General features: G+C 62.5%; 24 protein-coding genes and 1 pseudogene. 5 read left to right on the plus strand and 20 right to left on the minus strand.

Going from position 1 to position 25,256, the window contains the following annotated elements:
- Positions 1-76 precede the first annotated feature (76 nt).
- The 18 genes and pseudogenes from ABNQ38_RS08150 to ABNQ38_RS08235 form a co-directional block, all read right to left on the minus strand.
- Positions 77-882, minus strand: a pseudogene (locus ABNQ38_RS08150) (IS5 family transposase).
- Between the two features lie 45 nt (positions 883-927).
- Positions 928-1,569 (minus strand): HNH endonuclease family protein, encoded by a 642-nt coding sequence (locus ABNQ38_RS08155; protein ID WP_377806625.1) that lies wholly within the window; start codon positions 1,567-1,569, stop codon positions 928-930.
- Between the two features lie 239 nt (positions 1,570-1,808).
- Complete coding sequence (locus ABNQ38_RS08160; RefSeq protein ID WP_377806626.1) at positions 1,809-2,249, minus strand: hypothetical protein; 441 nt, start codon at positions 2,247-2,249, stop codon at positions 1,809-1,811.
- A 98-nt stretch (positions 2,250-2,347) separates the two neighbouring features.
- A complete protein-coding gene (locus tag ABNQ38_RS08165; protein WP_377806627.1) occupies positions 2,348-3,751 on the minus strand; it encodes a DEAD/DEAH box helicase in 1,404 nt (467 codons plus the stop codon).
- Between the two features lie 27 nt (positions 3,752-3,778).
- On the minus strand, positions 3,779-3,958 hold the full coding sequence (locus tag ABNQ38_RS08170) for a hypothetical protein (protein WP_377806628.1): 180 nt from the start codon (positions 3,956-3,958) through the stop codon (positions 3,779-3,781).
- A gap of 172 nt (positions 3,959-4,130) precedes the next feature.
- Positions 4,131-4,616, minus strand: coding sequence for a hypothetical protein (locus tag ABNQ38_RS08175; protein WP_377806629.1), 486 nt, complete (start codon positions 4,614-4,616; stop codon positions 4,131-4,133).
- A gap of 109 nt (positions 4,617-4,725) precedes the next feature.
- Positions 4,726-5,178 (minus strand): hypothetical protein, encoded by a 453-nt coding sequence (locus ABNQ38_RS08180; RefSeq protein WP_377806630.1) that lies wholly within the window; start codon positions 5,176-5,178, stop codon positions 4,726-4,728.
- Positions 5,179-5,245: 67 nt separating this feature from the next.
- Complete coding sequence (locus ABNQ38_RS08185; RefSeq protein ID WP_377806631.1) at positions 5,246-7,357, minus strand: ParB/RepB/Spo0J family partition protein; 2,112 nt, start codon at positions 7,355-7,357, stop codon at positions 5,246-5,248.
- 413 nt (positions 7,358-7,770) lie between these two features.
- Complete coding sequence (locus ABNQ38_RS08190) at positions 7,771-8,400, minus strand: hypothetical protein (RefSeq protein WP_377806632.1); 630 nt, start codon at positions 8,398-8,400, stop codon at positions 7,771-7,773.
- Between the two features lie 23 nt (positions 8,401-8,423).
- Positions 8,424-8,897, minus strand: coding sequence for a DUF411 domain-containing protein (locus ABNQ38_RS08195; protein ID WP_377806633.1), 474 nt, complete (start codon positions 8,895-8,897; stop codon positions 8,424-8,426).
- A gap of 172 nt (positions 8,898-9,069) precedes the next feature.
- Positions 9,070-10,212: a hypothetical protein gene (locus ABNQ38_RS08200; protein WP_377806634.1), complete on the minus strand. Its 1,143-nt coding sequence runs from the start codon at positions 10,210-10,212 to the stop codon at positions 9,070-9,072.
- A gap of 355 nt (positions 10,213-10,567) precedes the next feature.
- Complete coding sequence (locus ABNQ38_RS08205) at positions 10,568-11,413, minus strand: 3'-5' exonuclease (protein WP_377806635.1); 846 nt, start codon at positions 11,411-11,413, stop codon at positions 10,568-10,570.
- A 113-nt stretch (positions 11,414-11,526) separates the two neighbouring features.
- A complete protein-coding gene (locus ABNQ38_RS08210) occupies positions 11,527-11,958 on the minus strand; it encodes a hypothetical protein (RefSeq protein WP_377806636.1) in 432 nt (143 codons plus the stop codon).
- Entirely contained in the window at positions 11,955-12,356 is a 402-nt protein-coding gene (locus ABNQ38_RS08215; RefSeq protein WP_377806637.1) for a hypothetical protein, read from the minus strand. The genes ABNQ38_RS08210 and ABNQ38_RS08215 overlap by 4 nt, the downstream gene beginning before the upstream one ends.
- Before the next feature lie 5 nt (positions 12,357-12,361).
- On the minus strand, positions 12,362-12,805 hold the full coding sequence (locus tag ABNQ38_RS08220; protein ID WP_377806638.1) for a hypothetical protein: 444 nt from the start codon (positions 12,803-12,805) through the stop codon (positions 12,362-12,364).
- A gap of 89 nt (positions 12,806-12,894) precedes the next feature.
- Entirely contained in the window at positions 12,895-13,257 is a 363-nt protein-coding gene (locus ABNQ38_RS08225; RefSeq protein WP_377806639.1) for a hypothetical protein, read from the minus strand.
- A gap of 175 nt (positions 13,258-13,432) precedes the next feature.
- Positions 13,433-14,017, minus strand: coding sequence for a hypothetical protein (locus ABNQ38_RS08230; RefSeq protein WP_377806641.1), 585 nt, complete (start codon positions 14,015-14,017; stop codon positions 13,433-13,435).
- A gap of 13 nt (positions 14,018-14,030) precedes the next feature.
- Positions 14,031-14,549, minus strand: coding sequence for a hypothetical protein (locus ABNQ38_RS08235; protein WP_377806642.1), 519 nt, complete (start codon positions 14,547-14,549; stop codon positions 14,031-14,033).
- 593 nt (positions 14,550-15,142) lie between these two features.
- On the opposite strand from ABNQ38_RS08235, the gene ABNQ38_RS08240 reads away from it, so the two are divergent.
- The 3 genes from ABNQ38_RS08240 to ABNQ38_RS08250 all read left to right on the plus strand — a co-directional run bounded on the left by ABNQ38_RS08240 (position 15,143) and on the right by ABNQ38_RS08250 (position 16,923).
- On the plus strand, positions 15,143-15,367 hold the full coding sequence (locus tag ABNQ38_RS08240) for a hypothetical protein (protein ID WP_377806643.1): 225 nt from the start codon (positions 15,143-15,145) through the stop codon (positions 15,365-15,367).
- A gap of 20 nt (positions 15,368-15,387) precedes the next feature.
- On the plus strand, positions 15,388-15,660 hold the full coding sequence (locus ABNQ38_RS08245) for a hypothetical protein (protein WP_136705934.1): 273 nt from the start codon (positions 15,388-15,390) through the stop codon (positions 15,658-15,660).
- A gap of 216 nt (positions 15,661-15,876) precedes the next feature.
- On the plus strand, positions 15,877-16,923 hold the full coding sequence (locus ABNQ38_RS08250) for a competence protein CoiA (RefSeq protein WP_377806644.1): 1,047 nt from the start codon (positions 15,877-15,879) through the stop codon (positions 16,921-16,923).
- Between the two features lie 674 nt (positions 16,924-17,597).
- On the opposite strand, the gene ABNQ38_RS08255 is transcribed toward ABNQ38_RS08250, so the two are convergent.
- Positions 17,598-18,434 carry a helix-turn-helix domain-containing protein gene (locus ABNQ38_RS08255; RefSeq protein WP_377806645.1) on the minus strand — a complete coding sequence of 279 codons (837 nt, stop codon included), beginning with the start codon at positions 18,432-18,434 and terminating at the stop codon, positions 17,598-17,600.
- Positions 18,435-20,176: 1,742 nt separating this feature from the next.
- On the opposite strand from ABNQ38_RS08255, the gene ABNQ38_RS08260 reads away from it, so the two are divergent.
- Positions 20,177-21,514, plus strand: a complete 1,338-nt coding sequence (locus ABNQ38_RS08260) for a replication initiation protein (RefSeq protein ID WP_377806646.1) — start codon at positions 20,177-20,179, stop codon at positions 21,512-21,514.
- A gap of 91 nt (positions 21,515-21,605) precedes the next feature.
- Here ABNQ38_RS08260 and ABNQ38_RS08265 read toward each other — a convergent pair whose 3' ends face one another.
- Positions 21,606-22,034 (minus strand): hypothetical protein, encoded by a 429-nt coding sequence (locus tag ABNQ38_RS08265; protein ID WP_377806647.1) that lies wholly within the window; start codon positions 22,032-22,034, stop codon positions 21,606-21,608.
- Between the two features lie 352 nt (positions 22,035-22,386).
- Here ABNQ38_RS08265 and mobH point away from each other — a divergent pair, with 352 nt between their 5' ends.
- Positions 22,387-25,248 carry a MobH family relaxase gene (mobH, locus tag ABNQ38_RS08270; RefSeq protein ID WP_377806648.1) on the plus strand — a complete coding sequence of 954 codons (2,862 nt, stop codon included), beginning with the start codon at positions 22,387-22,389 and terminating at the stop codon, positions 25,246-25,248.
- Positions 25,249-25,256 lie beyond the last annotated feature (8 nt).

Below are 25,256 nucleotides of genomic sequence, written 5' to 3' on the forward strand. Positions count from 1 at the left end.
TGCGGTGCGGCCAAGCGGGGGCCGTCTGGGCGCGCGCTGCTGAATCGCTCACTCGGGCCGAATGCCCTAAGAGCGCCTAACAGAACCATCTCTGGACGAAGCGCCAGCAGATGAGGCCGGCGGCAATGTGGTGGAAGGCGGTGAAGATGTCGGCTCGGCGTTCATAACGGACGGCGATACGGCGGAAGCGGGCAAACCAGGCCAGGGTTCGCTCGACCACCCATCGGTGCCGTCCCAGGCGCTCGCTGCTCTCGATGCCGCGTCGGGCGATGCGTGGAATGATCGCGCGGCGGCGCAACGCCCGCCGGCAGTGGGCAAAGTCGTAGCCCTTGTCAGCGTGCAGTTTGGCCGGACGACGTCGTGGCCGGCCGGCACACTGGCGGATTGCCGGTACCGCATCGACCAACGGCTCCAACAGCTTGCTGTCGTGCCGGTTGGCGGGAGAGATCTTCAAGGCGAGCGGGATGCCATTGGCATCGACGAGGATATGCCGCTTGGAGCCCGGCTTTCCACGGTCCGTCGGGTTCGGGCCGGTCTCCTCGCCCCCCTTTTTGCCGGGATGGCGGCGCTGTCCACCGCAGCCCGCTCCCAGTTGATGGCGTTGGCATAGCCGAGCCGGTCGAGCAGCAAACGATGCAACCGCTCCCAGACGCCGGCCTGATGCCATTCGTGCAGCCGGCGCCAACAGGTCATGCCTGAACCGCATCCCATCTCCACCGGCAGCAGTTCCCAGGGAATGCCGGAGCGCAATACGAACAGGATACCGGTCAGCGCCGCGCGGTTGTCCAGCCGAGGCCGCCCGCCTTTCGGCTTAGGCGGCTCCGGCGGGAGCAAGGGCTCAATCAGTGCCCACAGGGCATCGGAGACGAGAGGTGCAGCCATGCCCCTCCCAACAGCCCAATCCCCGTTTTGTTAGGCGCTCTAAGATCAGCGATAGAGTTCTGATCCTGTGATAGGAGCCGTCGGGTTTGGGCTGCCCCCTCGGGAGACCTGCTGGTCGACGGGGCACGTTTGAAGGACTGTTTGCAGTGCCTGGAGTTCCCGCTCATCGGCGGTGAGCTGCCACTTGTGCTTGATGTAGATCCAGCGCCGGACAAAGAAGCACCGTTCGGTCTCCCCTTCAGGCAGCCAAGCCTCGGGACCATAGGCGCCCTTTCGCTGATTTATCTCGCGGCCGGTCACAACCAGGTTCTCCAGGTCGTTGAAGAACCGATGTCGGACCGCGGTCTCCCACCGATACCCTCCGGAGTCGTGCGCTTCCTGAACTGGCACAACGTGATCGATGTCCGTGTTCTTGGGATCGGTAATTTCAGCCCCGGTCCAGGCATCCCGCCAGAGCCCCGCTACGACCTTGCAGTTTCGGAGCCTCGGCTGAACGAGCGATGTGGCGGCCAGCACCGCGTGCCGCGTCGTCAGGCACCCTTCTACAGGCTCCCAATCACCCCAGGCCTTGCGATCATAGCCCTTGCGCATTTCCGCCGCCGCCGGTGGCAGCTGCTGCTGGGCCAACGCTGGCTGAACAGCGGCGACGCCCATGATTGCGGCGATGAGGATGGCTAAGCGAGGCATCGTGCGGGTCCGTGTCAAGAGCGGGGAGGGCGTGGCGGAAGTTGCTCGGAGTTGATCGGGACAAGCTCGGGCTCGACCGGGTCGGCGGGTTCGCTCCACCGCCGGCCGATCAAACGAGGCGCGGAAAGTACGACAGGACCACCCCGAGCCAAAATCCGAGCAGGACGCCGATGAGCATCTTGGACTGAGTGTTCGGTTTGTTGTCGTTGGCCGGCGGCATGAGGTGTCTCCAGACGGCATTACGTGCAGTGACGGTTCTCGAAGTGCTGCGCCGGCCGATTGGTGGTTGGATCGAGGGCGGCCGCGCCGTTGAGCGACAACTGCATCACCGCAGTCTTCAGGCCGATCAGCCAGGGGTGCAGATTGCCGGACGGGCTGTCGATACCGGCCAGCATCTCGTCGATGTAGGGAACCCGCATCAGCGTATCGGCAAAGGTCTGCGCCTGGTGGATATCCTCCCAGCAGGACAGCAGACGTCCGTTATCGCGCCAGAACACAAGCCACCACGTTTCATCGGCGATCTCATGCAGGCACACACCCATCGGGCCGTGTCCAAACACGACGCGGGGATGGGCCGGACCGTCGATGGTGGCGACGGTCACCGGGGTGTGATCGCGAACCCATTCGGCGGGGCAATGGATCACATTGCGTTCGATCTCGGCGAGGGTGGGGAAGGGCACTTTCGAAACTCTCATGGTCATGACATCCATTATGACGGACTGGGCACCAGCAGCGCGTTGGCGAAAGACGTCGGTTTTGACCGTCTTTCCCGAGGGCTCTAGGCCGCGAGCCCCTTCTCCTTCGCTTGATAGCGCACCCAGCCGCGGTGGTAGTTCTTGGCTCGAGCGATCCGTTCGAGGTCATCGACGGAGCGGGCGAGCCGCATCAACGTGCGATAGCCCCCGGTCTTGAGCTGATCGTCCGACATCGACGCGATCACCCTGCGCCGATTCACCTTGCCGTCATCCGGCGTACAGAGGGCCGCCAGTTTGCGCGCCGGCAAGGCTTCCCCGCAGTCCTGACAGTGCTGTCGACGATCGTCGACACGCGTAACCCGAAAGCAGCTGCGACAGCGGTGAACGGGTGTGACGTCACGGTGCTCGTGGCCGCCGTCAAGAGACCATGCCCGCTCCTCGTCGAGCATGCCGTGCTCCAGGGTGTTGCCCACCATGTCGATCAGAATGCCCCTGACCTTTCCAACGGATGGCCGCGTGAACCGGCCGCCCTGCTGCTGGAAGAGTCCAGTGCTCTTGGTTGGGCGGAGCATGACCCCGACTTCGACATTTGGTACATCGGTGCCCTCGGAAACGAGCTCGCAGCTGGTCAGCGCCTGCAACGTTCCGTCGGCAAGTCCCTTAAGCCGGGCGATGCGCACTTCCTCCGGCATCTTTCCGTCCACCGGCGCCGCCGCGTACCCGGCCTTCGTGAGTTGCTCCGCAACGTGGACGCAGTGGGCGCGGCTGACGCAGAAGAAGATCGCGGGGCGACCGGAGGCGAGGCGAGCGTACTGTTGCACAGCAGGCTCGGTGACGTCCGGGTTGTTCAGAATGCGTTCCAATTCCGACGTCGAATAGTCGCCACAGCTGATCCGGACGCTGCGAAGATCCAGGTGAAGGGGCGGGGCATAGATGTCGACAGGGACGAGGTATGCCTGCTCGGTAAGCCAGGACATGCTCGGCCCCTCGACCGCCGTATCGAACACGAGTCCAAGCCCGGTGCCGTCTGCCCGAAACGGCGTCGCTGTCACACCGAGACGCAGGGCTCGATCCAAGGCATCGAAGACCCGCATGTACTTTCCGCAGACGGCGTGATGCGCTTCATCGACGATAACGAGCCTAATCTTCGTCAGGAACGGCGCATAGTTGTCCAGGCGCGACGCCAGCGTGTCGATGGAAGCGACATAGACATCCTCCTGCGCCAGCATGCGGCCGGGATAGATCAGCCCGTGCGGCAGCCGCAGGCGATGCAGCGTCTGAGACGCCTGGCTCAGAAGTTCCCACCGGTGGGTCAGGATCAAGGTCGGCCAGCCAGCCCCCGACACGATCTCCGCGACCTCCACAAATGTGGTGGTCTTGCCACCGCCCGTCGGCAAGACGTAAAGCGGGTGGCGGCGCTGCCGGAGGACACGCAGGATCTTCTCGCGATCCTCGACTTGGTAGGGACGAAGTTGACGACGGCTCATGTTTGCCTCAGACGCGCATCGCGGCGATCAGGCCGCAGCAAGGTGGCGGCCACGCTTACCGGTAGCGTGGGCCTGGGTGATGCAGTTGATTGCGTTCACGGTCGCATCACCGCCCATTGTGCTGATCAGATCGGCGTTGCTTTTGCGCCCATAGACCTCGATGTTCCCCACCGGGAAGCGGTCGGTCTGAATGACGATAGGGATCATGGCCCACCCTGTGCGACTTAGGCCTCTTGACGACCACGTTAATCTTACAGAGCGCATCATTCAAGAGATGATGACTCACCAGGGCAAAATACTGATCTTTCTTTATTGTCGCACCCCGACAATTATCTGCGGCGTCCGACTCTAACAATCACGAAGTGGCGGCAGTCACTTCTTACACACCCACGTCTTCCACATATTGGTCGATTTGAGTGCCGCCCCCATTCGGCAGTGCCTCGGCAGCTGCCCCGGCCCCGAGCGAACGGGTCAGCTCCCTGAGGACGCGGCGGTCCTCAGGCCGGAGCTGGCGGGAGAGAAGCAGAAGCTCGCGTTCATGGTCTTCCAGCCAAGGCAGAAACAGCGCCAATGGAGCCACAGGACCAGTATGCGGATCGGGAGCTGGGCAAGGGTCATGGCCTGTGAAGGTCCGCAACCCAAGCTGAGTGCGCTCGCCTCCCGGACCGGGGCTCAGCGCACGTTCGGCCGTCATCCAGGTTCCCCGGCAACTGGCACAGGTACGCTTGCGGCGGATGCTGTTGTCGGACTGGGTGCGGGTCTCGGTGACACCGTTGAGCGTGCTGCCGCAGCGTGGGCACGCCATCGCGCTGGGCTTTGCTCGTCCGCTTATCTTGGCAATGGTCGTGTTGCTGCCAGCGGCCATGGTCGGCTCCCGTGTGAAGTCACGGGCTGGAAGTGTAGCGATTCATCCGCCGACCCGTCCCACTCGAAAGACGTCGGTTTCCGTCGCCTTTCGCGCGCACATCGCGAAGTCAGCCCTCACCCTCCCGCTGGCTGTCAATCACGGCAAAGCTGTCCATGCTGCTGTCGTTGTCGGAGATGCGAGTAGACCAGTCGTCCATGCGGGCAATCCGTTCAGCCTTTCGCTCGGCCTCCGCAGCACTGCACGCGAGCACGCAATAGTCCGCGCCGATGCTGGCGCGAACCCGGACGATATAGGGCACCGGATTACTTCCTTCTTCAATTTCCTCCATGCTGGCGTCGGTGTCGGACGACGGAACACCGACGCGCTGAATATCGGCGGCGATGGCTTGCCGATGCCCTTCCAGACGCTGGCATAGGCGTTCGATCTCGATATCGTCGAGGGAGCCCTCCGGATGGTCGAACTCGCTTTCTTCGGGCGCTGCCGAGCTGGTCTTGAGGAATTGCAGCAGGACCAGAAGGCTGGCCGCTTCCTTGTCGGAGATCGTGATCTGGGTGTCCATGTCGGTATTCTCGCTTTCGCGGTGGCGGGGGAGGGCGCGCGACGCGTGGTCACGCGCGCCACTCAGATCAGGCGGCTTCCTCGTCCGCGCCGGTCACCAAGCTGCTTTCTTCCTCCCCGGCAGCGAACGCCATTCCGGGCGGCAGCCACTGCTGGATGCCCGCCACCATATCCTGCGAGATCGGGGCATCGGCGGCGGCGGCGACAGGACCAAGTTCCGAGAGCATGATGGCGTCGGGCGATCCAAACCAACGGTCGAGCGTGCTGACCATCTGGGCCTTCTTGGCGGGGGCGAGTGTCTGCACCCCCTTGCCGACCACGGCCACTTCGTCCAGCACGAACCCCTTTGACACGCGCGACCAGAACTCCGGCGCGGTTGGCCTCCATGTGCGAGCCGGATCGCACCCGATCTCGGTGCCGATATGCTCAACCACGTCATCCCGCTTTCCGCCATGCTCGGACAGGCTGACGCTGATGGTCTGCGCGAACAGCACGGCCAGGACCGCGTCCTTGTCCGCATCGGACAGGCTGTGGATCGTCCGAAACAGCGGCAACGCTTCACGCCCGCTGTAGCCGTCCTCCGGTTCGATCATGCTCTTGAAGGCGTCGAGCAATTTGGCGAGGGCAGCACCAGCGGGCGTCTCGCCCATCTTCACCACGCTCCCCGAGAGCCGCTCAAAATGCCCCGACAGGTTCGACGCCGCCGCCATGTTGCAGCGCATGGAGAGCTTCACCCATAGCGTATAGATCAGATAGCTCTTCGCGTACTGCGGTTCCTGCGCAAGAGCCAGCTGGAAGGCTTGGGTCCGGTGAGCCTCCAGGTCTGTGACCAGAGCCGCCGTATACGGCCCTCGCGCAGGCTTGCTCGCGCTTCTATCGGAACCGGTCTGCATGAGCGTGCCAGCGGACGGCGCGTTCGCGGCCTCGCCTTCACCAACCGCGTCCGGAGCGATGTAGCCCTCGCGCAGATCGAAGTCGCCGTCGCTGCCGATCAGCACGAAGACCCCAGCCTTGGCTTTCAGTTCGGCGCTGTAGAACCGCCCCTTCGACGCATCGATCCTGGCAATCAGGCGCTTGAGTTCGGCCATGCGGTCGAGGTCCTCCTGCGGAATCTCGGGAGCGTCCTCGTCGCCCTCATCGAAGCTCTCCTCGTAGTCCCCCTCATCTTCGTCGTCCTCCAACTCTGCATCATCCTCCACGGATGCAGCGCCGCCGGGCCTGCCGACCGTGAGTTCCGGGTGATAGCGGGAGAGGATCTCGTTGTGCGCAACGACCAGAGCCAAGCGCTCGTCTTCCTGATCGGCCGTGAGTTGACGTTCCTGGTCCGGTCGAGTGCTCCGCATCGACGCGAACACCGCATGATCGTATTCCAGCATCGGCTTCGCCCATGCCCAGCCTTCGGCGACCAGCCGGTCGCACTCCCGCCGCAGTTTTTCGGTGGCAATCTCCAAGGCGGCGGTGCGGTCGTCCAGATAAGTCCCATCCTCCTTGAACAGGTCCTCGGTGACGGGCAGGCCCTTCGCCACGTAGTCCGCGCGAACAAAGGTCCCGAGCTTGGAGGTCACCGGCACCCGCTCTTGCGCCAACTCTTTCCGGATATGATAGGGGTGCAGCGAATGAGACTGCTTGAGCGCGTCGTAAACACGCTCCTGGATGGCGTGATCGTCGGACAACGTGAACGCCTCGCACACTTCCTTGTCGATCTTGCCGTCACGGAACAGGTCCAGCAGACGTGGGCTAAGCCGCCCCAGTTTCAGACGCTGTTGGACCGCACGCACCGGGAGTCCGAAGCGGATGGCAATGTTCTCAGCTGTCTTGCCCTGCTCCAAGAGCGCGGCAAACGCACGGTACTCGTCCACAGGCGTCATATTCACTCGCTGGACGTTCTCCGCAAGCGACACCTCTTCGGCCTCGTCAGCCTCTCGAACCGCGCAATCGACGGCGTAAGTCCCGTCGATCTCGCCTTTGGTCCGCAGGAGTTCCAGAGCGGCCAGACGCCGCCCGCCGCCAACGACTTCAAAGGTGTCGTCATCGTCCCTGGTCGGAATAACGATCAGGTTTTGGAGCAAACCTCGCGCCCTGATATCAGCCGCCATAGACTGGACATCAGCAAACGGATAGGTCTTCCGAACGTTACGTTCCGACCGGCGCAGATTTGAAAGGGCAATCGACTTTTTCATGATATGTGTTCCTGCTGTAGTGCGTTGGGGAAACGCGATGCACAGGAACAAATAAATCGTACAGAGCGCATAAGCTCAAGCAAAAACGTGCGACTGCTCGATATTTTTTCCATCGTCTATGCCGAATATTTGTCAACGCACCGGCGTCAGAAGCAGACGGCAGAGATCCTCATCGTCTCGTTTAGAAAACGGCGTTCCTAAAAAAGGCTATCAGTGAGTGTCGGCTCATGCGATGCCGGGTCTTGAACGTAACTACTGTTTCTGGCGGCCAGCACGCAGCCAAAACAATGGGCAATGAACGCCCTCGTCTGCTCCGACTAAGCGCGCCCCAAAAGGAGTGAGGACGGCGAAGCCTCCCGCGCCGTCCTCTTCCCGTTTTCCGGCTTCAACACTGCGGCCGCCCCTGGATGGGATCAACCCGGTGCAATCGAGATCACCGCTCCACGGATCACTCCGCTGATTTCGAGCGGATAGGTTCCGGCCAGAGGATAGATCTCCTGATCGTATCCGACGACTATTGTCCCGCTCAGACGTGCGACGCGCAGCGTGTTCGAACCGGGTTTCCGGTCGGCGCGCTCAATCTCAATGAGTGCGGTTTCACCCTCGGCCAGAACGATGGGTACTGGGAGCGCCGGTCGCCAGTCGCGCCTCGTCCTGACAAGACCGTCCCCGACCGGCACGTTCACCACGCCGCCCACGATTAGGATGCGCGAGTAGGTGCTTGCGATCGGGGTGCTGGGAACCGGCACCGGAACCGGGTAGGGGACCGCACCACCCCAAGGCCGCAGCATCGGCGCCGCGAAGACCCCGCCAGCATTGAGGCGCGCCATGTAAGCCGCCCGCTCCTGGCGCCGCGCTGCAAGCTCCTCTGCACGGCGGCGTTCCTCGGCCGCGTCTAGATCCGCCTGTTTGTTGCGCGCCTCAAGCTGCTGTCCGGGCGACAACGCCTTGAACTCGGTCTCCGACATGCCCAGCGGGTACCGAGCGCACGCGGCCACCCCCAGGAGGGCGAAGGTCACGGCAACGAGCTGGATCAGCCTCATGAGATCAGCGCCTCCCGTACGGATCAATGCCATTCCCACACGGCAGGATCGGCGCCATCGGCAAAGATCATGACCGCATAGGTTTCCTTCCGCCCGCCCATTTCCATACCCGGCGCTCCCATGGGCATGTTGGGCACCGCGATGCCTCGGGCATTGGGTCGCTCGGTCAGCAAGCGCTTCACGGAACTGGGCGGGACATGCCCCTCAAGCACATAACCGTCAATCGTGGCGGAATGGCACGACCAGAGGGAGTCAGGCAGGCCAAGTTCAGCCTTCTTGCGCGCGAGATCGTCGACCATGACGACACTCGGATGGAACCCCTCGGCCTCCATCCGCTTCACCCAGGCGCCGCAGCATCCGCAGGACGCGTCCCGATAGACCCGCAGCTCAGGGACGCTGGCGGCTGCGAGCGGCTGTATGGCGACCGGTACGACGATCCCGGTAGCGGCGAGAGCGAGGGCTCCACGAAGGAAGCTGCGGCGTTCGACATGGATCATGGTGCACCTGTTGAATGGGTCGCTTCCGTTGCCGGGAGATTAAACCGGCAAGGGTGACGCTCTCGCCTTCGAGAGACGCTGATTATCGTCGCCTTTCAGCTGTGTCGTCGGACTTGGACAGCCGGCGAAATGCCCGCATGGGGGTGCGGCCGCGGCTCTTTTGTGGGCGCGGTTAGGCAGCCAAGGGGAGGGGGCAGGCCGAGTCCAGGTCCTGGTCTGCAGCGTCCGTATCGTCCAGGAGGTCGGCTGCCCACCCCAGGATCAGGTTTTCGGTGATCTGGTCGTGTTCCAGTTCTCCGTCCTCGATGAGCTGACGGATTTCCTCCTTCGCCCGCTCAATGCAGGCCTCGAATTCGGTCTTCGGCGCCTCGGCAACGGAAGCGAGGATTGGAAGGGCCTCCTGGAACGCGAACCCGCCCTTCTTCAGCCGCCGGGTCTGGCGGTTCATCCAACCGGTCATCACCTCGGCGCAGTATGCGTCCGTTTTCTTGAAATCGGGATCCGCTACAGGTGCTTGCGGCTCCAGGCCGGGCAACGGAAGAGCAATCTGGGCCTTATCGGTCTTGCGCCTGCCATGAGTGCCGCGCCGGCGATGGAAGGCCTCCCAACGCGCCGTCTTACCCCAAGCTTGGCTATCGACCGAGATGACCCTCGGGTGCTCACGGCACAGCTCCATTGCCTCTCCGTGCAATCCGAAGAGGTGAACCCGACAGTTGGCCGGTAACCAACGATCCAGATGCGAGAGGATTTGGAGAACGCCATTCGGGCCGTGCGGCTGCCGTCGGCAAAAGGAGCCGATTCCGACGACCGAGTGCTTCGAGAGCCACGGCATGCGCTCAATGCAGCGCCCGTAGTCCGCGGCCTGCCAGCCCTGCACCACGGGAGCAAAGCGGGCGATGGAGCCCGCCTCGATGGCTAGGTTCCGGCAGAGCACGTTGAGGCGCACTGTGCGGGAGATCCGGTCATGAACCTCAGTAGTCGAGCCGGCCACTTCCGGCTCGACGCAATAGTCCATGCTATAGAAGCGCACTACCGGCAGGGAGCTGGCGAAAGTGATGTAGTCCTGCGGCCCCCAAGGCCAGCCCGAGTATTGCTTCATGGCCGAAAAACCCCCACTGTCCAGCTGAAGCTTCATACCGCTTGCGTTGGCAAAACTTCTTCCGTCAAAGCCGTCGAAGTACGGAATTCCCAGATCATCCTTCTGGTAGACAGCAAAAGCATTGGCGCTGACCAGCACCGGAACGCCAAGTTCACGAGCGCGGGAAAGGAGCGGCCCTTTGCGAAGATGAGGCAGGCCTAAGATCATCTCGACCATGATTGGTAACTCAATGCATCGGGGGGACGCACATAGAATACCGTACAGGGCGCACACAATCAAGAAGAACCTGGCTCGTCAGTCACCCCTTTTTTTACATTTCCAGGGCAGATTATTGTTCAACTCTGACAGTGGCCGGCACTATTCCAAAGTCCACTTAGTACATTGACACCAGCTTCGTATCGGCGGACGGTATGCTCAACGCGTTCAGGCAAACCGCCAGCCGTGCCTCTTCGTTCCTGACAGTAACGGGAATCGCCGCCACAGCTCGACCAAGCCGGCACTTTCACCGGACTCCCGAAGTGTGGGGCAGATGACGAACGCGCCGCGTTCGGACAGCACAAGCAAGCGCTAATCAGATCACTTCAGTAGGACTGGTGGTGAGAACGTCGCTGCTTTCGAGGTGAGGCCGGTCAACGATGGCCTGACGTGGCACCGGGACATGCATCGGATAGGGTCGCTTCGAGGCCTGCCAGCGGTCCAGAAATTCGCCAAGGTGTGGCCGCGTGCTTCTCTCCCGCGAAAGGCAGTCCACCAAGCTGTCGATGCTCGCGTTGTGGCCCGCCGGGTCCGTTCGTCCAGTGAGCAGCGCCCATCGAATGTAGGCGATGTAGAGGTTCAACGTGTCCGTCTCGCAGTACGCCCGCACCTTCTCGACCTCTCCGCGCGCCATCATGTCGGCGACTTCCGATCCATGGCCGAACCCAGCTTTCCCGGGCAACCCAAGCATGTTCGAAATGTCCTGCAGGCCGATCCGCTGTCCGGCGCCGTAATCAGACACCTGCTCCATCAGATCGCAGTGCCAGTCTGGTTGGTAACGCTGCCCGTAATTGGTCCATTTGTCTCCCGACTGGAACCACGCGGCTGCCTGGATGCCGTACAGCATCGCCCGGAGCCGCAGCACTGGGAGGTCGAACCCGCGCCCGTTCCAGGAGATGACACGCGGACGCACCTTGCCGAAGCGCTGCCAGAACCCTCGAAGGATGCGCTCTTCATCATAATCGAGATCTCCGCCCGACCGGCAGTTCCGGATCAGGTAACGCTCAACGCCGGAGCTGCGATCGATCTCCGCCTCGACAAACGACACGGCGACAATACGGTGACAGTGATGCGGCGGAAACTTCTCGGCCGGCCAGTCCGCCGGGATAATCTCGGCGTCCGGGATCGTCTCGATATCAAGGGCGAGGAGCGTATCGTGCATGGTAAACCCCCGGGAGGAGCTGGGGAGTGTGCGTTGCGAGGCTGTGACCCTGCAACGGCAAAGATTAGGCCTGGTGCCGGTCTGTCTCAGCCGACGACTGCCCTCGACCAGGATCAGAGAACACGCCCATGACCGCCGCAGGCCGGGCATCCCTCACGAACCGAGCGAAGGCCGGTTTCAGGGTCGCCGGGACCACATTCCAAGCAGCCGTGCGTGCGCCGCCAGATGGCCGTCACCTCGTCCTCGATCTCTGTTAGTGCGGCACGGAATTCAGCCAGCGTGAAAGGCAAGGCGAGAAGCCTCTCAGCCGGCGCCTCGTCAACCCCCTCGACGTAGCTGCCCAGCCGGATCCCAGTTACCCGGTAAGCGGTCTCAGCACGCACCACCGCAATCCACGCGCCGCAGGCCGTCTGGTCGTAGACAAACCTCGACAGCGCATCTTGGGTCGCGTCGATACCCAGCACGCGTGCCAAGTCGTGGATCGTGGTAAGGCGCTCGGCGTCGGCCGCCGTTGTCTCGCCCGGACGGTAGGAGGGAATGGTCATGAGGATGCCTCCGGTGCAGGTTGACCCAACAGCGCCCAGAAAGGGTGTTCGGGCTCAGGCATGGAAACGTGATTGGAACGGCGCGTCGCCCAGTTCATATAGCTGGCAAGGCACGCTCGCTGCTTCTGCTCCATGACAGGCGTCCACAGCAACGCATGCTCCTTGGCCCACATCCACGCGCCGGCCTCGCTGCACAAGCGGGTCTGAGACTGCCAGGGGCCGAGGATGTGGCCGACTTCGTGTAGCGCCACGGCATAAGTGGCCGCCGACTTCACCGGACGGATCTTCACCCGCCGTTCCTTGCGGAAGGCGCGGCCGCCGCGGGAATGCCCTTCGATCACGATCTCATGCGTTTCGCAGAGATGCGCGATATGGGCGGCCATCTGGGCGACGGTCACCCTGCTCACGCCGCGAGCGCCCCAATGCTCTTGGTCTGGCGCCGGTGAGCGGTGAGATCGAGGCCGATTGCCACCGTATCGGCCGCCCGTTCGAGAATGTCATCGGTGATGACCTGGAGAGCTCGCCGCAGCGCGGGGAAGGGGCCCCGGAGTCCGTCTTCGACAACTGCCACTTCGGCGTCCGCTGGAGCCTGTCGGGTGGCGGGAGTGTAGCGCACGGCGTCGACGGTCCAGAGCACGGCGGGAGCGCCATCGTGCTCGCCAAGGTGGGGGCGCACGTAGATGTGGCCGTCAATGCTGATCTGGAGGCTGGGCTCCGCGCCGCCAAAGTCCTCGACGGTCACCGAGGTTCTGGTCAGGCCGATCACGACCAGCCCGGCCCGGAGGCGCGGCGTGAGGGCCTCTAAGTCGGACTTCGACGGCAGGGACGGGGGGAGAGTGGCGCTCACAGTGTCCTCGTTGCGGGCCGCTCCTTGGCAGCCCTGTTGGGTGATGGGAAGGGTGTCGCGTTAAGTCTGATCGTCTGACCCGCCAGACGTCACCGTCCGGGCTTTCCGCCGTCGTCATGAATCGCGTTCGGATCGATAGCCAGGACCCGGCAGGCCAAGCGGCGCAGAGCGCTCTTCGGGGACCGATGTGCAGGCTCGTGGAACATCCCGCAGGAGAAGGACCCGTTTGCGTTCTCGCGGATCACGCCAACGCACGCGCGGCCAAAGATGATGTGCCAGGAGCGATCTTCCTCTTCGACCATGCGGAAGGCCTGCGCACGCATGATCTGTTGGGTCAGTTCGTGCCCTCGCGGCATCCGGTTCCGACGCGTGTGGTTGGCCTGGATCTCGATGTACTTGTCGGCCGCCCGAAAGCGATCCCGATACGACGGGTGGTGATGCTCGCCACGCATGGCGTCGTCCTTCTGGCGCGGGATAGGGGAGGGAAAGGGACGGCAAGACATGCTCACCGTCCCAACTGCTCAACCGGGAAACGTTACCCGATGGCCCGCACGCAGGCGTCCACGCACGGCAGATCATGTTCACGCGCGGCGTTGATGAGGCAGCTGAGATCAATGATCCGCGCCATTATGCTGCCTCCCGCTCGAAGCCATCCGCCGCATCGGAGAACAGCGCCCAGGTGGATGTGATGTCGCCACCATCGGGTCCGGTCACGTAGACCGACACCCCATCGTCGGCACGCTTAACGGTCACGGTCAGGCGGTCAGCCTGTACTTGGACAGCAGCATTGGGCTCGTTCAGCACGCAATGCCGGCAGGCTTCGTCTTCCACCGGCCCGCGCTTGCCAAGCGTGGCACCGATCATTTCGCGAAATCCGTCCAGTAGCTCCCACACCGCCGCGGTGTCCGTGTACTGGACCGCACCACACAGATCCGAAAAGGCAGCGATCCGGCCTTCCATTTCCAACAGCAGGTCCCGCATGGCGGGTGCTTGGGCGAACGTCGCAGCCAACGCTTTAGGTGACAGGCCGAGGGCCTTCATCACGGTGGCATCCCCGCCCAGCGGCACATAGGCGAAGAGGTTGCCGGGATGGCCTCCCTCCTTGAACATGGCCTCCGACACGTCGCCGACGGCAAGACATGTGGCTTCCGAAGTCGGGTCACCTGCGATAAGGCCGATCGTGGTCATGTGATGAGCGTGCAGCGTCTTCATCGCTCTCTCCCGCTCAAGCAGCCAGCAAGATCGCCTGGGCGCCGACATCGGACGCGGCGGGCGACGGGGCATCGGTGAGCGGTGGCAGACCTTCCTCGACCAACCGAAGTTCCGCCAGCAGCGCCTCGAAGCGCCCTTCGGCAATTGCCTGCTCAATGTCCCGATAGGCGGCGGTCACCTTGCCCCGCTGGTTCGCCTTGTGGGCGATGATCTTGGCCCCGTCGAACAGGATCGCTTGCCCATCCGCCTCATACTTGGCATCGGACGTGCGCTTGTAGGCAACGCCGTGCGAGCGCAGGAACGCCTCCAGCGTTTGGAACTCGCCGTTCGCCGCTTCATCGTCACAAAGGCGGAGCGTCTCGCCCAAACGGATCGTCTCGTCAATCAGGGTGAGGACTTCCTCCTGCAGAAGCGGTCCCTCTCCATACTCAAGCCCGACGCCCTGCTCGGCCACGACGCGAGCCAGAGACTCACGAAGAAAATGGGGAAGCGGACCACCGATCATGATCGCAGCAGCCATGTATTCTGACATGATGCACCTCGCAATTGGACCCGTCCGATGGGGAGGTCGGCGGGTTAGCGCAGTTTCCGGCGCCGAATAGGCTTACAATATGTGCGCTTTGTACGATTTTCAAGAATTAAAACAGACTAACTTACGCTATTTTGGTCTTCGCCAATGTACCGTGCCGTGCCTCCCCTTAATTATTTTAACTTTTACTTCGCGTCCTGGTAAGACATTGGAAGTGAGGCACTCTTTCCGCCCGATAATGATCAAGACCGGGCGTTTACGCATTACCGATCCGGAGCCGCGCGAGAAACGATAGAAAGCGATGTCTTTCACATGCGCGCGTTACCACCGCCTTTTGGTAGCTTGAACAGTCCGCTGCGAATGATGGTGCCGGCGTCCGGCCTCGACGTTGGTGGACGATAGAGAGGGATACCCGACCAATGGGACACAAACCATTCGCCGCCAGCGAGCGCTTGGCCCTGACCCACATGCGAATTGACCATCGAGCGGAGGTGGCGTGCGCCCGGATCGCTCGTCTCTTCGGAGGTCACTATGAAGGCGCTCGGCTCGCACACGTCGTCGCTAGGATAAGCGATCATCTCGGCGGAGACCTCGCCGTGGCACGGGTTCCGGAAGGCTATACCGGAACCTGCGCGATGTTCTACAGCGGCCAATCTGGAACCAACTGCGCTGTTTTCCCGACCTATAGCGAGGCCGTTATCGCTGCTCGAATGGCGATTGACCCGACAATCGGCGGCTATGGCGAGGTGATACTCGACGCGGGGATCACGGCGCCGACGGACGCCACGTTTTTCGTATCGGCCGCGCATTGGTTGGACTGACACATGGACAGGAATTCGGCATGACCAATCCCATCCTGCCGCCCCACTTTCATAACGAGGCGCCCGTTGTTCGGATCAAGAGCGGTCCTGATTGGGTTGATGTGCGACTTGACGACGACGGCCGCCTGTTTCTAGTCGCATACAACCTTGGTCCGGACGCCGACGCCGACGAAGCCCGGATGTTTGCGGATGAATTACGCCACGGGCCGAAGGGAATAATGGCTGGGCTGGATGACGCCGGCCCATGGGTGGACGAACACGGTGAGCCCATTCCCGGACAGTTCTCCGATTGATTTGAAGCGAGCGTGCACCGGCGGACGCGTCTCTTCGTCGGCCGTGAGGATCAGGCCCGCATAGGTCATCAGCGAAGTGCTTTTCGATGGGCAGTTGGCATGGCGGCCGCATCACGGCCAGTCGACTAACCGGCACGCGCCCTAGCTTTGAAGTCTCCGGTCGAAGTGATGGTGATCCCTTTGCCCAGCACCCTGCCTCAGGATAGACTCCCAGCTATGCCCCTCCTCGCCTTCTCCACCGCTGGCGCTCGGTTCCCTGCCTGGTCCATGACCGATGCGGAGTGGGATGCGCTCAAAGCTATCTACCGGGACCTTGGCCTGACAGCGAGCTGCTGCTCCGCCCCTGTCGTGCCAGTGATCAGTTCGCGCGGCTGGCGGTTTTTTCGTCACGCTCCCGGTACCAGCTGCGACCACCGAGAGTCACCTGAGCATATAGTCGCGAAGACGCTTGCCGCACGCGCAGCCGAAGCGCTCGGCCTGACCGTGTCGACGGAAGCACGCGGACCTGATGGCCGCTGGCGGGCTGATGTCCTCGCGCAACATCCGGTGCGAGGGTGGAGCGTCGCTATTGAGATCCAGATGTCTCGCTGTGCCTTGGACGAGATCGAACGCCGGCAAGCAGCCTACGCTGCCGACGGCGTGCGCGGCGCGTGGTTGATCGGCTTCAGCCTGCCGGACTACGAGCCCAATCGTGATCTGCCGCTATTCCACCTGGTTCCGCTGCGTGACGGCATCCTGGCACCATGGGTTGACCATGGCGATGGCCGGCAGACCTCCATCAGCGACTTCGTGACGTTGTTGCTGAGCCGTCGGGTGCGTTTGCCCGAGCCTGCCGCGCACACCCTATCGCTGTCGGCGGTTGCCTCCCCATCAAACTGCTGGAAGTGCTTTCAGAACCAGATGCTGCTGGTGAGCTTTGTGAACGCCCCCCTTGGCATTTTTGCCCCCAAGGGATGGCTCCTGGCAAAGGACCTGGCAAAGGTACCGGAAATCTATGCTGCCTACCGGCAGGCCGTGCCGATGCTTTTGCGGTGCGCTCCAGACCTGTCAGTGCTCCGCCCACCAAGGCACGCGGATGCAAAGCCCGAGCTCCAGGGCTATTGCCCGGCGTGCGATGCGCCGCAATCCCTCCACCGATTGAATCAGGCTCTGCTGGACCCGGCGCATCAGCGATGCTGGTCATTGTCGGACGGTCGGGAATGGTCGCTGCAGGAGCGGGTTCGGCCGCGCTGGGAATGGCCGAACGGACCGGAGCCGATATAGCTGTGGACAGACGCTGGAAGCTGCCCGCGGTGGTCGGCAGCATACCCCCCGCCTGCGTCTCCGTGTCCGTGTCAGACGATGCAGCCGGTGTCGCTACACTGCCCGGCCACTTGCCTTCGGCCACCAGGCGGGCCTTCACCTCGTCCAGCCGCGCGACTGCTGCGGCGTGCTCGGCTTGCCGGCGCTCATCCAACGCGGTGCGCTCGGCGGTCGTCAAGCGCCTTGGAGCTGCGATCTGCGACGGCATCTCCAGACAGCGGCGCAACCGGTCGCGCTGCTGACGGGCTTGGCTGACCAGCCGCTCGCACATCGCACGGATCTCGCCGGGGTAGGGCGCGCGTCGATTTTCCGGGGTGCGGCGCCATGTGCGGCACGCTTCCTCCACGGCCCACAGGGGATACTCCTCGATGTCCTCGCCCCACTGCCCGGCGATATCCTCTTCCATCTCCAGAGCCCGGTCCGGCTGCCGATAGTAGGAGAGCAGCACGGCAACGGCCCGCATGGCACGGGCGTTGGTTTCCCAATCCTGCGGACGCAGGTATTCGTCGAACGCCGCCATTGCCTCTTCAGCGGCTGTGCGCTCGGCCGCCGGGACTGGGCTGGCTCGCCAAGCCTTCTCGGTCGTCCCGAGAAACTCGAACCGATGATGTGCTCCGTCCTTCGGACTTGCCGGTTCAGCTGACGTGAGGGAAACCTGCTCGGCGCGCAAGAGCCGCTCGAGCCCAGGCGTCAAAGCGGGCTTGGCCGGCAGCCGCTGGAACGGCACCACCTCGCCTCGCCGCTCGCCGGCCGGTGTCGTGGACTGACGCGGGGCGGGGGGAAGCATGATTGGCGGAACGGTCATGGCGCTTGATCTCCTTCCTGATCCAGCAGCGGAAGATGGATGAGGGGTCGGGCAGGGGCTGGCCGCGGTAGTGGCCGACGAACTTCTGGACGACGTTTGCCACGTCTTCCGAGCTCAAATCGGGGCGGGCCGTGGTGGCAAAGGACAGGTCGGCATGCGAAGGGGTCCAGCCGTCGTCGAGCGGGCCTGGCGACGTTGGGCCGGTCGGGTTCGCTGTGTCGGCATCACCAAGATCGATGTCTCCCTCCGGCGCGCTCGCGCGCCCAAGAGAAAGAGATTCTTGATGGAGATGTTCGGGGTGTTCTGTGTCGCCGTCGGCAACAGTGGCTGGCAACTCGTCGACAGCATGGTGCAGGCTGCCCAGGAAGCCGTCCAGAAGTGTCTCGTGCCCAGGGAGCTGGTAGGTGCAGACCCGAATCTTCGGATTGGGATGCTGGCCCTTTACGACCAATCCCAAGCTGACGAGCTTCGCCAGCACGCTGTTCGCCGTCGATCTGTTGATCTTCAGCTTGGTCGCGATCGTCGTCTGCGACGGCCAGGAGAGCCCGGTACGGTCTGCATGGGTGGACAGGACCGTCAAGACGCCAAGCTCAAGGACCCCTACATCGGGGTGGTCGAGGTAACGTGCGGGCACAAGTCCGACCCTCTGCTTGGAAGCGTATTCCATGCAGTTGCTCCAATTGTATAATAGTACAGCAATACACCATCATCCCCAAACCACGTGAGCTTGGGTGGACGGGATTGTCGAACTACGAATTCTGTCTGGTGGGAAAGGCCCCGTGCGGGACCCCGACGTTACACTTCGACGTTCATGGTGACTTCTTCCTTCCGGCCTAAACGATAGCCCTACGATTCACACAGAACGACACGGGCCGAATCCGCCATTATAGCCTCCGATCCGTCACCGTGACTTGGAAGGGGGCATAACGGCTTAACGTGGCTCGCCATCATGCTCCACGGTAGGTCACTGTGACACGCCGTGGAGCATGATGGCGGGAATTTGGCTTTACCGACATGCCCCACACTGCGTCACCCCCGGGCGACTCACGCAGAATCACGGCGTCTGTCGAAGTGAGAGTGAGTAATCCCGCCATTATACCCCATGCGAAGTCACCCACGGCAGGCGCCGACCGCTCTGCGTCCGAATCCGCAATAGTGGGCGGGAAGCGGGCGTTAGACTTCAAACCGCGGCGTGTTGCCGCCTAGAGGACCATAATGGCGGCGTTTTGGGCGATCTTGCCTCAGACTTCGTCGGGGTGACGAAGCGGGGGCCATAATGGCGGCGGTGCCCTCCACGGTGCGCCGGATCGTGATGGGGATGACGGATTCGAGGCTATAATGGCGCTGCTGATCAATCCTAGGCTCCGCGCCTGCTTTTCGCTCCGTCGGCACCTTCGCTCTGTGCAGTAGCCAAGCAGTGCCCGCCGGCTCGGCACGCCAAATTCTCCCTAAGACGCCCATCACAGTAGCTGGAAATCTAAGCTTGCTGCACAACAGGCGGCGCTTTGCAAGGACGGCGATACCCGAGAAAGACGTCGATTTTCGGTGTCTTTACCCCGTATCGCGGAGCGTGCGTCGTGTGTATCGTCTCCGCCACGAAAGTCAGGTTTGGAAAGCCAAGCGACATTCAAATGGAGTGTCGCCCACATTGCGGAGGTTTGCTGGGGTCAGGCAGAGGGAAGCGCCAGCCTGAGGGATGGCTGCAAGCATCAGTGATCAGTCGGTGAGCCATCATGGCCTCTAATACGTCACAGTGACGTGTTCGGGGCTATAATGGCGAGGCTCCGCTATGCGATTAGCCACTATAGCCCCCGCAACGTCACTGTGACGCAGCGGAGGCTATAGTGGCGCGACACATGTCAGCCATCATTGCCCCTGATGCGTCATGGTGACGTGCTGAGGGCTATCTTGGCGCGTCTGGCCGCGTGAAGCATGGCCAGCATAGCCTCCAGTTCGTCACCATTGGGCGGACGGGTGCGATTGCTGACCATTATGGCCTCCGCTACGTCACCGTGACGTGCCCGGGGCTGTGCTGGCGCCGGCCAGTCCGCGAAGATAGCCTCCAACGCGTCACCGTGACGCATCAGAGGCCATGATGGCGTTCCGCAAGGGGTTCATTGGAGCCGCTAGGTCCATTCAGCCGTCGCACTGTGGTGACGCCTCTTGGTCGGCCATTATAGCCCCCGCCGCGTCACAGTGACGTTCCGGGGGCTATGAAGGCTGCGCTTGCCGCGCCATTATGCCCCCCGCTGCGTCACCCCAGCCTTGCCGGCCACCGTAAGCCCGTTGCCATCATACCCTCCGTCGCGTCACTATGGTGGAAGCGGCACAACCGAGACATGAAGGCCTATGGAGAGGGGAACCAAGCGTTCGACGCCGGCTGCTGATGCTGAGGAGGCATCGGCTGAGGTGCGCGTCCAGCAGGCGGCGCCGGTCGTCAACAGCCCCAGGCGGAGTCCTCTCGCTGTGTCCAATTGGATGCACGGCGATCCCAGCTTCCTGAAGGTCCGCGAGCTGATCGAGGTCTTGGACCCGGATTTGTCGGTGGTGGACCGGAAGCTCCTCGATGCCATGTTGGCCCATGCTTCTGATACGGTCTTGAGCGACGCTATGACGGGAGAGGCGGCTCCTGGTACCCGCGTCTATTCGGCGCTGGCCACCGATGTTAAGCGGGCGATGGGGTGGGAGAGCCACAAGAGCAACAGCCGAATTCTGGCCGCCGCGAAGAACCTACAAAGCTCGGTCATCACCATCGGGTACTTTGCTCCGGGAGATAATACCCTCCGGCACAGAAACATCAGCTTGATCACACTCTCCGAGGTTCCGGAGAGCCATGGTGTCATCTACTGGCGCTTCAGCCCAGAAGTAGAAAAGCTTCTGTCGATGAAGGGTGAGCGATTCCTTGTTCAGCTCAAGGTTCTTGCGAAACTGACGTCGGGTTACAGCCACCGTCTGTATCAACTTCTGTGCGCCAACACTGACCGCGAGACCCTGTCTTGGACTGTCTCTGTCGGCGATCTAAGGCAGGTGTTGAACGCTGCCGCCGAGAGTTACGACAAATGGGCTGCCTTTGAACGTCGGGTGCTGAAGGTCGCCGTGGATGAAATCAACCACTACGCTGCGTTCAACATCCGGTACGAGTTGATGTTGCAGGAGCGGACCAAGAAGCGCACGCACATCCGCTTCATTTTCGAAGGACCAGCTTCCGCGCTGCCGCCAGCCGAAACCGGCCCGCTCTTGGAGGAGCCCACAGGTCAGCTTGTGTTTGACCTGCCAGGAGCCACCGAAACGAGCATGCCTCCCCCTTCGGCGATTGCTGGGAAGCTGGGGATTCGGGTGCGGAGTCGGTATCGCGAACAGTTCCCCGGAGCGCCGATTGATGAATTGATCGATCTGTGGGCCACCTGGTGCGTCAGACATCGAGTGAGGGCCGACCGGCCGCCCAGGGTGTTCGAACGCTGGCTGAACAGCCTGTTCGGAGATCTCGTGTTGGAGTCCCGCGAGGGCAATGCCTCGGTCTGGTCAGCAGCGGCCAGCCGAGACCTGGATCAGCCGGTATATCGCGTCATGTTCGCGCTGGGCGGGATGGTTGCCAGACAACGCCAGCTTTGGCTTGCCCTTGCCAAAAGCAAGTATGCTGACAAGAACCCACGCAAGGGGATGCCGGCGGTGTCACTGGACTGTGTTGACTTCCACATCTGGGTTCCGCTCATCAAGGACGAGTTTATGAAAGCCAATCCGGTTTGACCTGACCCCGTTTTGCAGTGTGACTTCACCTTACTCGATCGGCCACCGGGGAGGCCGCCCAGCGGCTCTCCCCAGTTGGCAGCGCGACTACTTAGCCGTTGCCGTTCGTCGAGGTCGAACGGTCAGCCGCCGGCAGGAAGTCGTTGCGCAGAGCTGCGCATCCATTGCGGCGCTTCTCTTCCAGGGTGTTTAGCGGCGGCCCGGCCGTATTGTGGATCACGGTCCACTCATCTGCGCTCAGGCGATGGCCGGCGCAGAACTTGGTCCATGCGGAGCGATGCGCGTCGGTCGACCGGCCGGCCGGCGGCACCATGCCTGAGCGGCCTGCCGAGAGCTTAATCGGCTTGGACGAAGGCGCGGGCAGTGGTTCACGCTGGATTGCGGTCTTGGCGCCACTCGCTTCGGTGTCGACCGCGTTCAACCGAGCCAGGACACTCTTGATGTCCAGGTCGGACCCAGCGGCACCTGTGGCACTGCTCAGGTTGGCCCCGAGCGGAGCCACCGTGTAGGCCGCGTCCATCGCAATGACGTGCTCGTAACCCTCACCCCGGACGGCTGCACCTCCCCGTCTGGCTCCGACCCAGCCAACGCGGGCCTCATAACGAGGGGGCGTAGTGTCGGCCACCTGATGCGCGGTGGGTGTCACCACAGGGGCTTGCACGGTCGTCTCCACACAACCTGCGAGCACCGTCGCCGCAAGCAGGACGGATGCGTAGATGGTTAGGCGCAAGGGAACCTCTCAGTATTGAATCGCCTCGGGAGCGCCCCGAAGAGTAGCGGGGATCGGCAGCTGCGCGCGCTGCCGAAAGGCGCTGTTTTTCGGCGTCTTTCGGTGGCGAGAGACCGGGGTCGACTTTGGTAGAGAGATCCCCATGAAGAAGTTGATTTCAGACCTCTCCGACAGAGCGCTTCGCTGGGCCTTTCCCGGCTACTACGCCAATGCACCGCTCGCGTCGAAGCCGGAAATCGACGTCGACGAGGAAGTGCCACGCTATCCTCCCTACGAGAAGGGACTCCCAGTCTACAGCACCGAGCGCCTCATGCGCCGGCAACCGGAGATGCTCATCAAGATCCGGCAGACGTTTTCATTTCCGGATGAGGACTACAACCGGATCATCCTGCCGGTAATCGAGCGATTCGCCTCGTATATTCACCTTCTGCCATCCTCGGAGCACCATCATCACAAAGGGGCTGGTGGTGCGTTCCGGCATGGGCTCGAGGTGGCGTTCTCCGCAGGCCGCTCCAGCGGCGCACACATTTTCATGCCGGAGGGCACCCCCCTCGAACGCAAGCGCGTGGAAATCCGCTGGCAGGCTGCGATCTTCTTTGCCGGCCTCCTCCACGACGTCGGCAAGCCGGTCACGGATGTCGAGGTGGTCAATGCCGACGGCTCGCTCATGTGGAGCCCTTACTCGGAGACGATCAGCGAGTGGGCCAATAAGCATGGCATTGAACGCTACTTCCTGCGTTGGAAGCGCAACCGGGGCAATGAACACCGCATCCTGGGGGGTTCCATCGCCCAAAGTCTGATTCCCAAGCATGTGGTTCACTGGCTTAACGAAGGGGGCTCTGACATAAACCAGACTCTGAACCTCTATCTGTCGGGGTCGGAAAAGCTCAAGCACCTCCTCGTAGATCTTGTCACCAAGGCGGACTCCGCCAGTGTCGAGCGCGACCTCGTCGCCACCGGCCATGGGAAGATCCGCGATCCGGGGTTCGGTGTTCCCGTCGAGCAATTTGTGCTCGATGCCATGCGGCGCCTTCTAGCCGACGGCACATGGAAGATCAACGAACCGGGCGCGCGGGTCTGGGTGGTTTCCGATGGCGTGACGGACGGCGTGTTCGTGGTCTGGAAGAAGGCGGTCGAAGACATCATCGAGCTGCTGCAAACCGACCGTATCCAGGGAATTCCGCGAAATCCTGATACGCTCGCCGACGTAATGATCGAGCGTGATCTGGCGGTGTCCAAGAAGCTTGGGAACCAGGTGTACCGGCTCTGGCCGGTTTGTCCGGACGCGCTGACCAACAACGGCAACCCGGTGAGGCTGCTGATGCTGCGCCTCCAAGCTCCCTCGCTGCTGTTCTCCGAGCCCCCGCCCTACGTTGGTGCGCAGATTGACCCGGCGCCAGCACCCCCGCAAACGTCGGCTTCGACAGGATCGCCCACAAGCTCGCCTGCCCCGGCCTTGCCTGCCGCGGCCGTGAAGACCCAAGGTCAGGTTTCGCCGGCTGCACCCAAGGCCCCGCCGGCTGCTGGCGTCCACTGCGGCTCGTGCGGTGTTGTGCACCCGCACCACGTTCCAGCCGGTGCGGCATGGACCTGTGCCGACTGTGGGGCCGTCTACAACGCGCTAGCCGCGCCACCCGCTTCAGCCGCCCAGGCAGCGGTGTCCACGGCCTCAGTGATCCAACCGGCCCAAGGACCTGTGGTGTCGAAGATCACGGTGAGCAAACCCAATGTGCAGGCACAAGGCGGGCAGGCTAACGTCCCTGGCGTGGCGGTCAGCAAGCCAGTGGTAGGTGCGCCCCCCAAAAGCACGCCCAAAGTGACAACCGGCAAGGCACCACTCCAGCCCGGCACTCGCAGGTCGCCTCAGGACGATGGTTTCTGGCACACGACCCAGGATGAAGAAGCCTCACTTAAACCGAGAGCCGGTGCAGCGGATGCCGTGAACAATGCCGAGCCTCCTTCTCCACCTGCTAAGCCCCCCGCGACGTGCTCCAAAACCGCGGCCGTCGCGCCCACAGCGCGTAGCGAACTGTTCGGCAAGGGCAAAGCTGGTCGGCTGCTGGTCGCGATGGCCGAGGATATCGCCGGCGGGCGCTCGAATTGGGGCGAAAGCCTCGCGCAGGTCGACGAGCACCTGATGGCGAAGATGCCTGAAGGGTTTGTCCCCTATCGACGATTTGAGCGGGCGGATGGCGATCCTGATGCCCAACCTGTCGAACTGGCGAGCCTGCTCAGGGATGCGGGATGGATCGTCAAAGATCATCCGGACGCTGTGACATCGATCCGGGTGGTCGCCGGGATCAAAGGTGTGGTGATCCGGAAGGACGTTGCTGCACTGGTGGAAGCGGTTGCCGGCGATGGGAGCCGTCCTGAGATTGAGCAACAGCCTGCACCGGCGGCTCAACCCTCTCGGCAAGGCAGCAGCGCGGATAAGAACACTGTGCATCCGTTGCAGACAACGGGGAGAGCGGCAAACAACAGTCGCGGAGGTTCCGTAGGCGCGGTGACCCGAAAAGACACTGCTGGACTAGTGGCGGAGATCGACGGCGATGTGGGCCGACCAATGACCGAACAGCATTCCGAGCCATCGGGCAAACCCGCTGGGAAAGACAGCATGCCGCATCAGAGCGTTCAGCGTCGAACACAGACGACAAGTCCTCCGCCAGCCGTCGGTACCGTTGTCAAGCCAGTGGTTCAGAGGGACGAGAGGAGGCCGGCGCTCGCGCACAAGGTCGAGCAGAACAAGAAGACGATGCCAAAGTACGATGATCCAGCGAAAGCTGCCGCGGAAAAATTCCTTGCTTGGTGCCGCTCAACACCCTGCCCAGAGTTGGTCTTAGACCATGGGGATTGGCGAATAGTGCCGCTGCGCTTACTCGATGGTTCTTTCCGTAATCACGGAATTGAACTGAGTCTTGTGCATTCCGCCTTCGAGAACCTCAAAGGGGTGCAGCGAAACGATAGTGAATACATGATTACAACTCAGGAGCCGAACGGTGGTTGAGACCTATG

This window comes from Azospirillum sp. A29, from assembly GCF_042604625.1.
GTDB classification, from domain to species: domain Bacteria; phylum Pseudomonadota; class Alphaproteobacteria; order Azospirillales; family Azospirillaceae; genus Azospirillum; species Azospirillum palustre.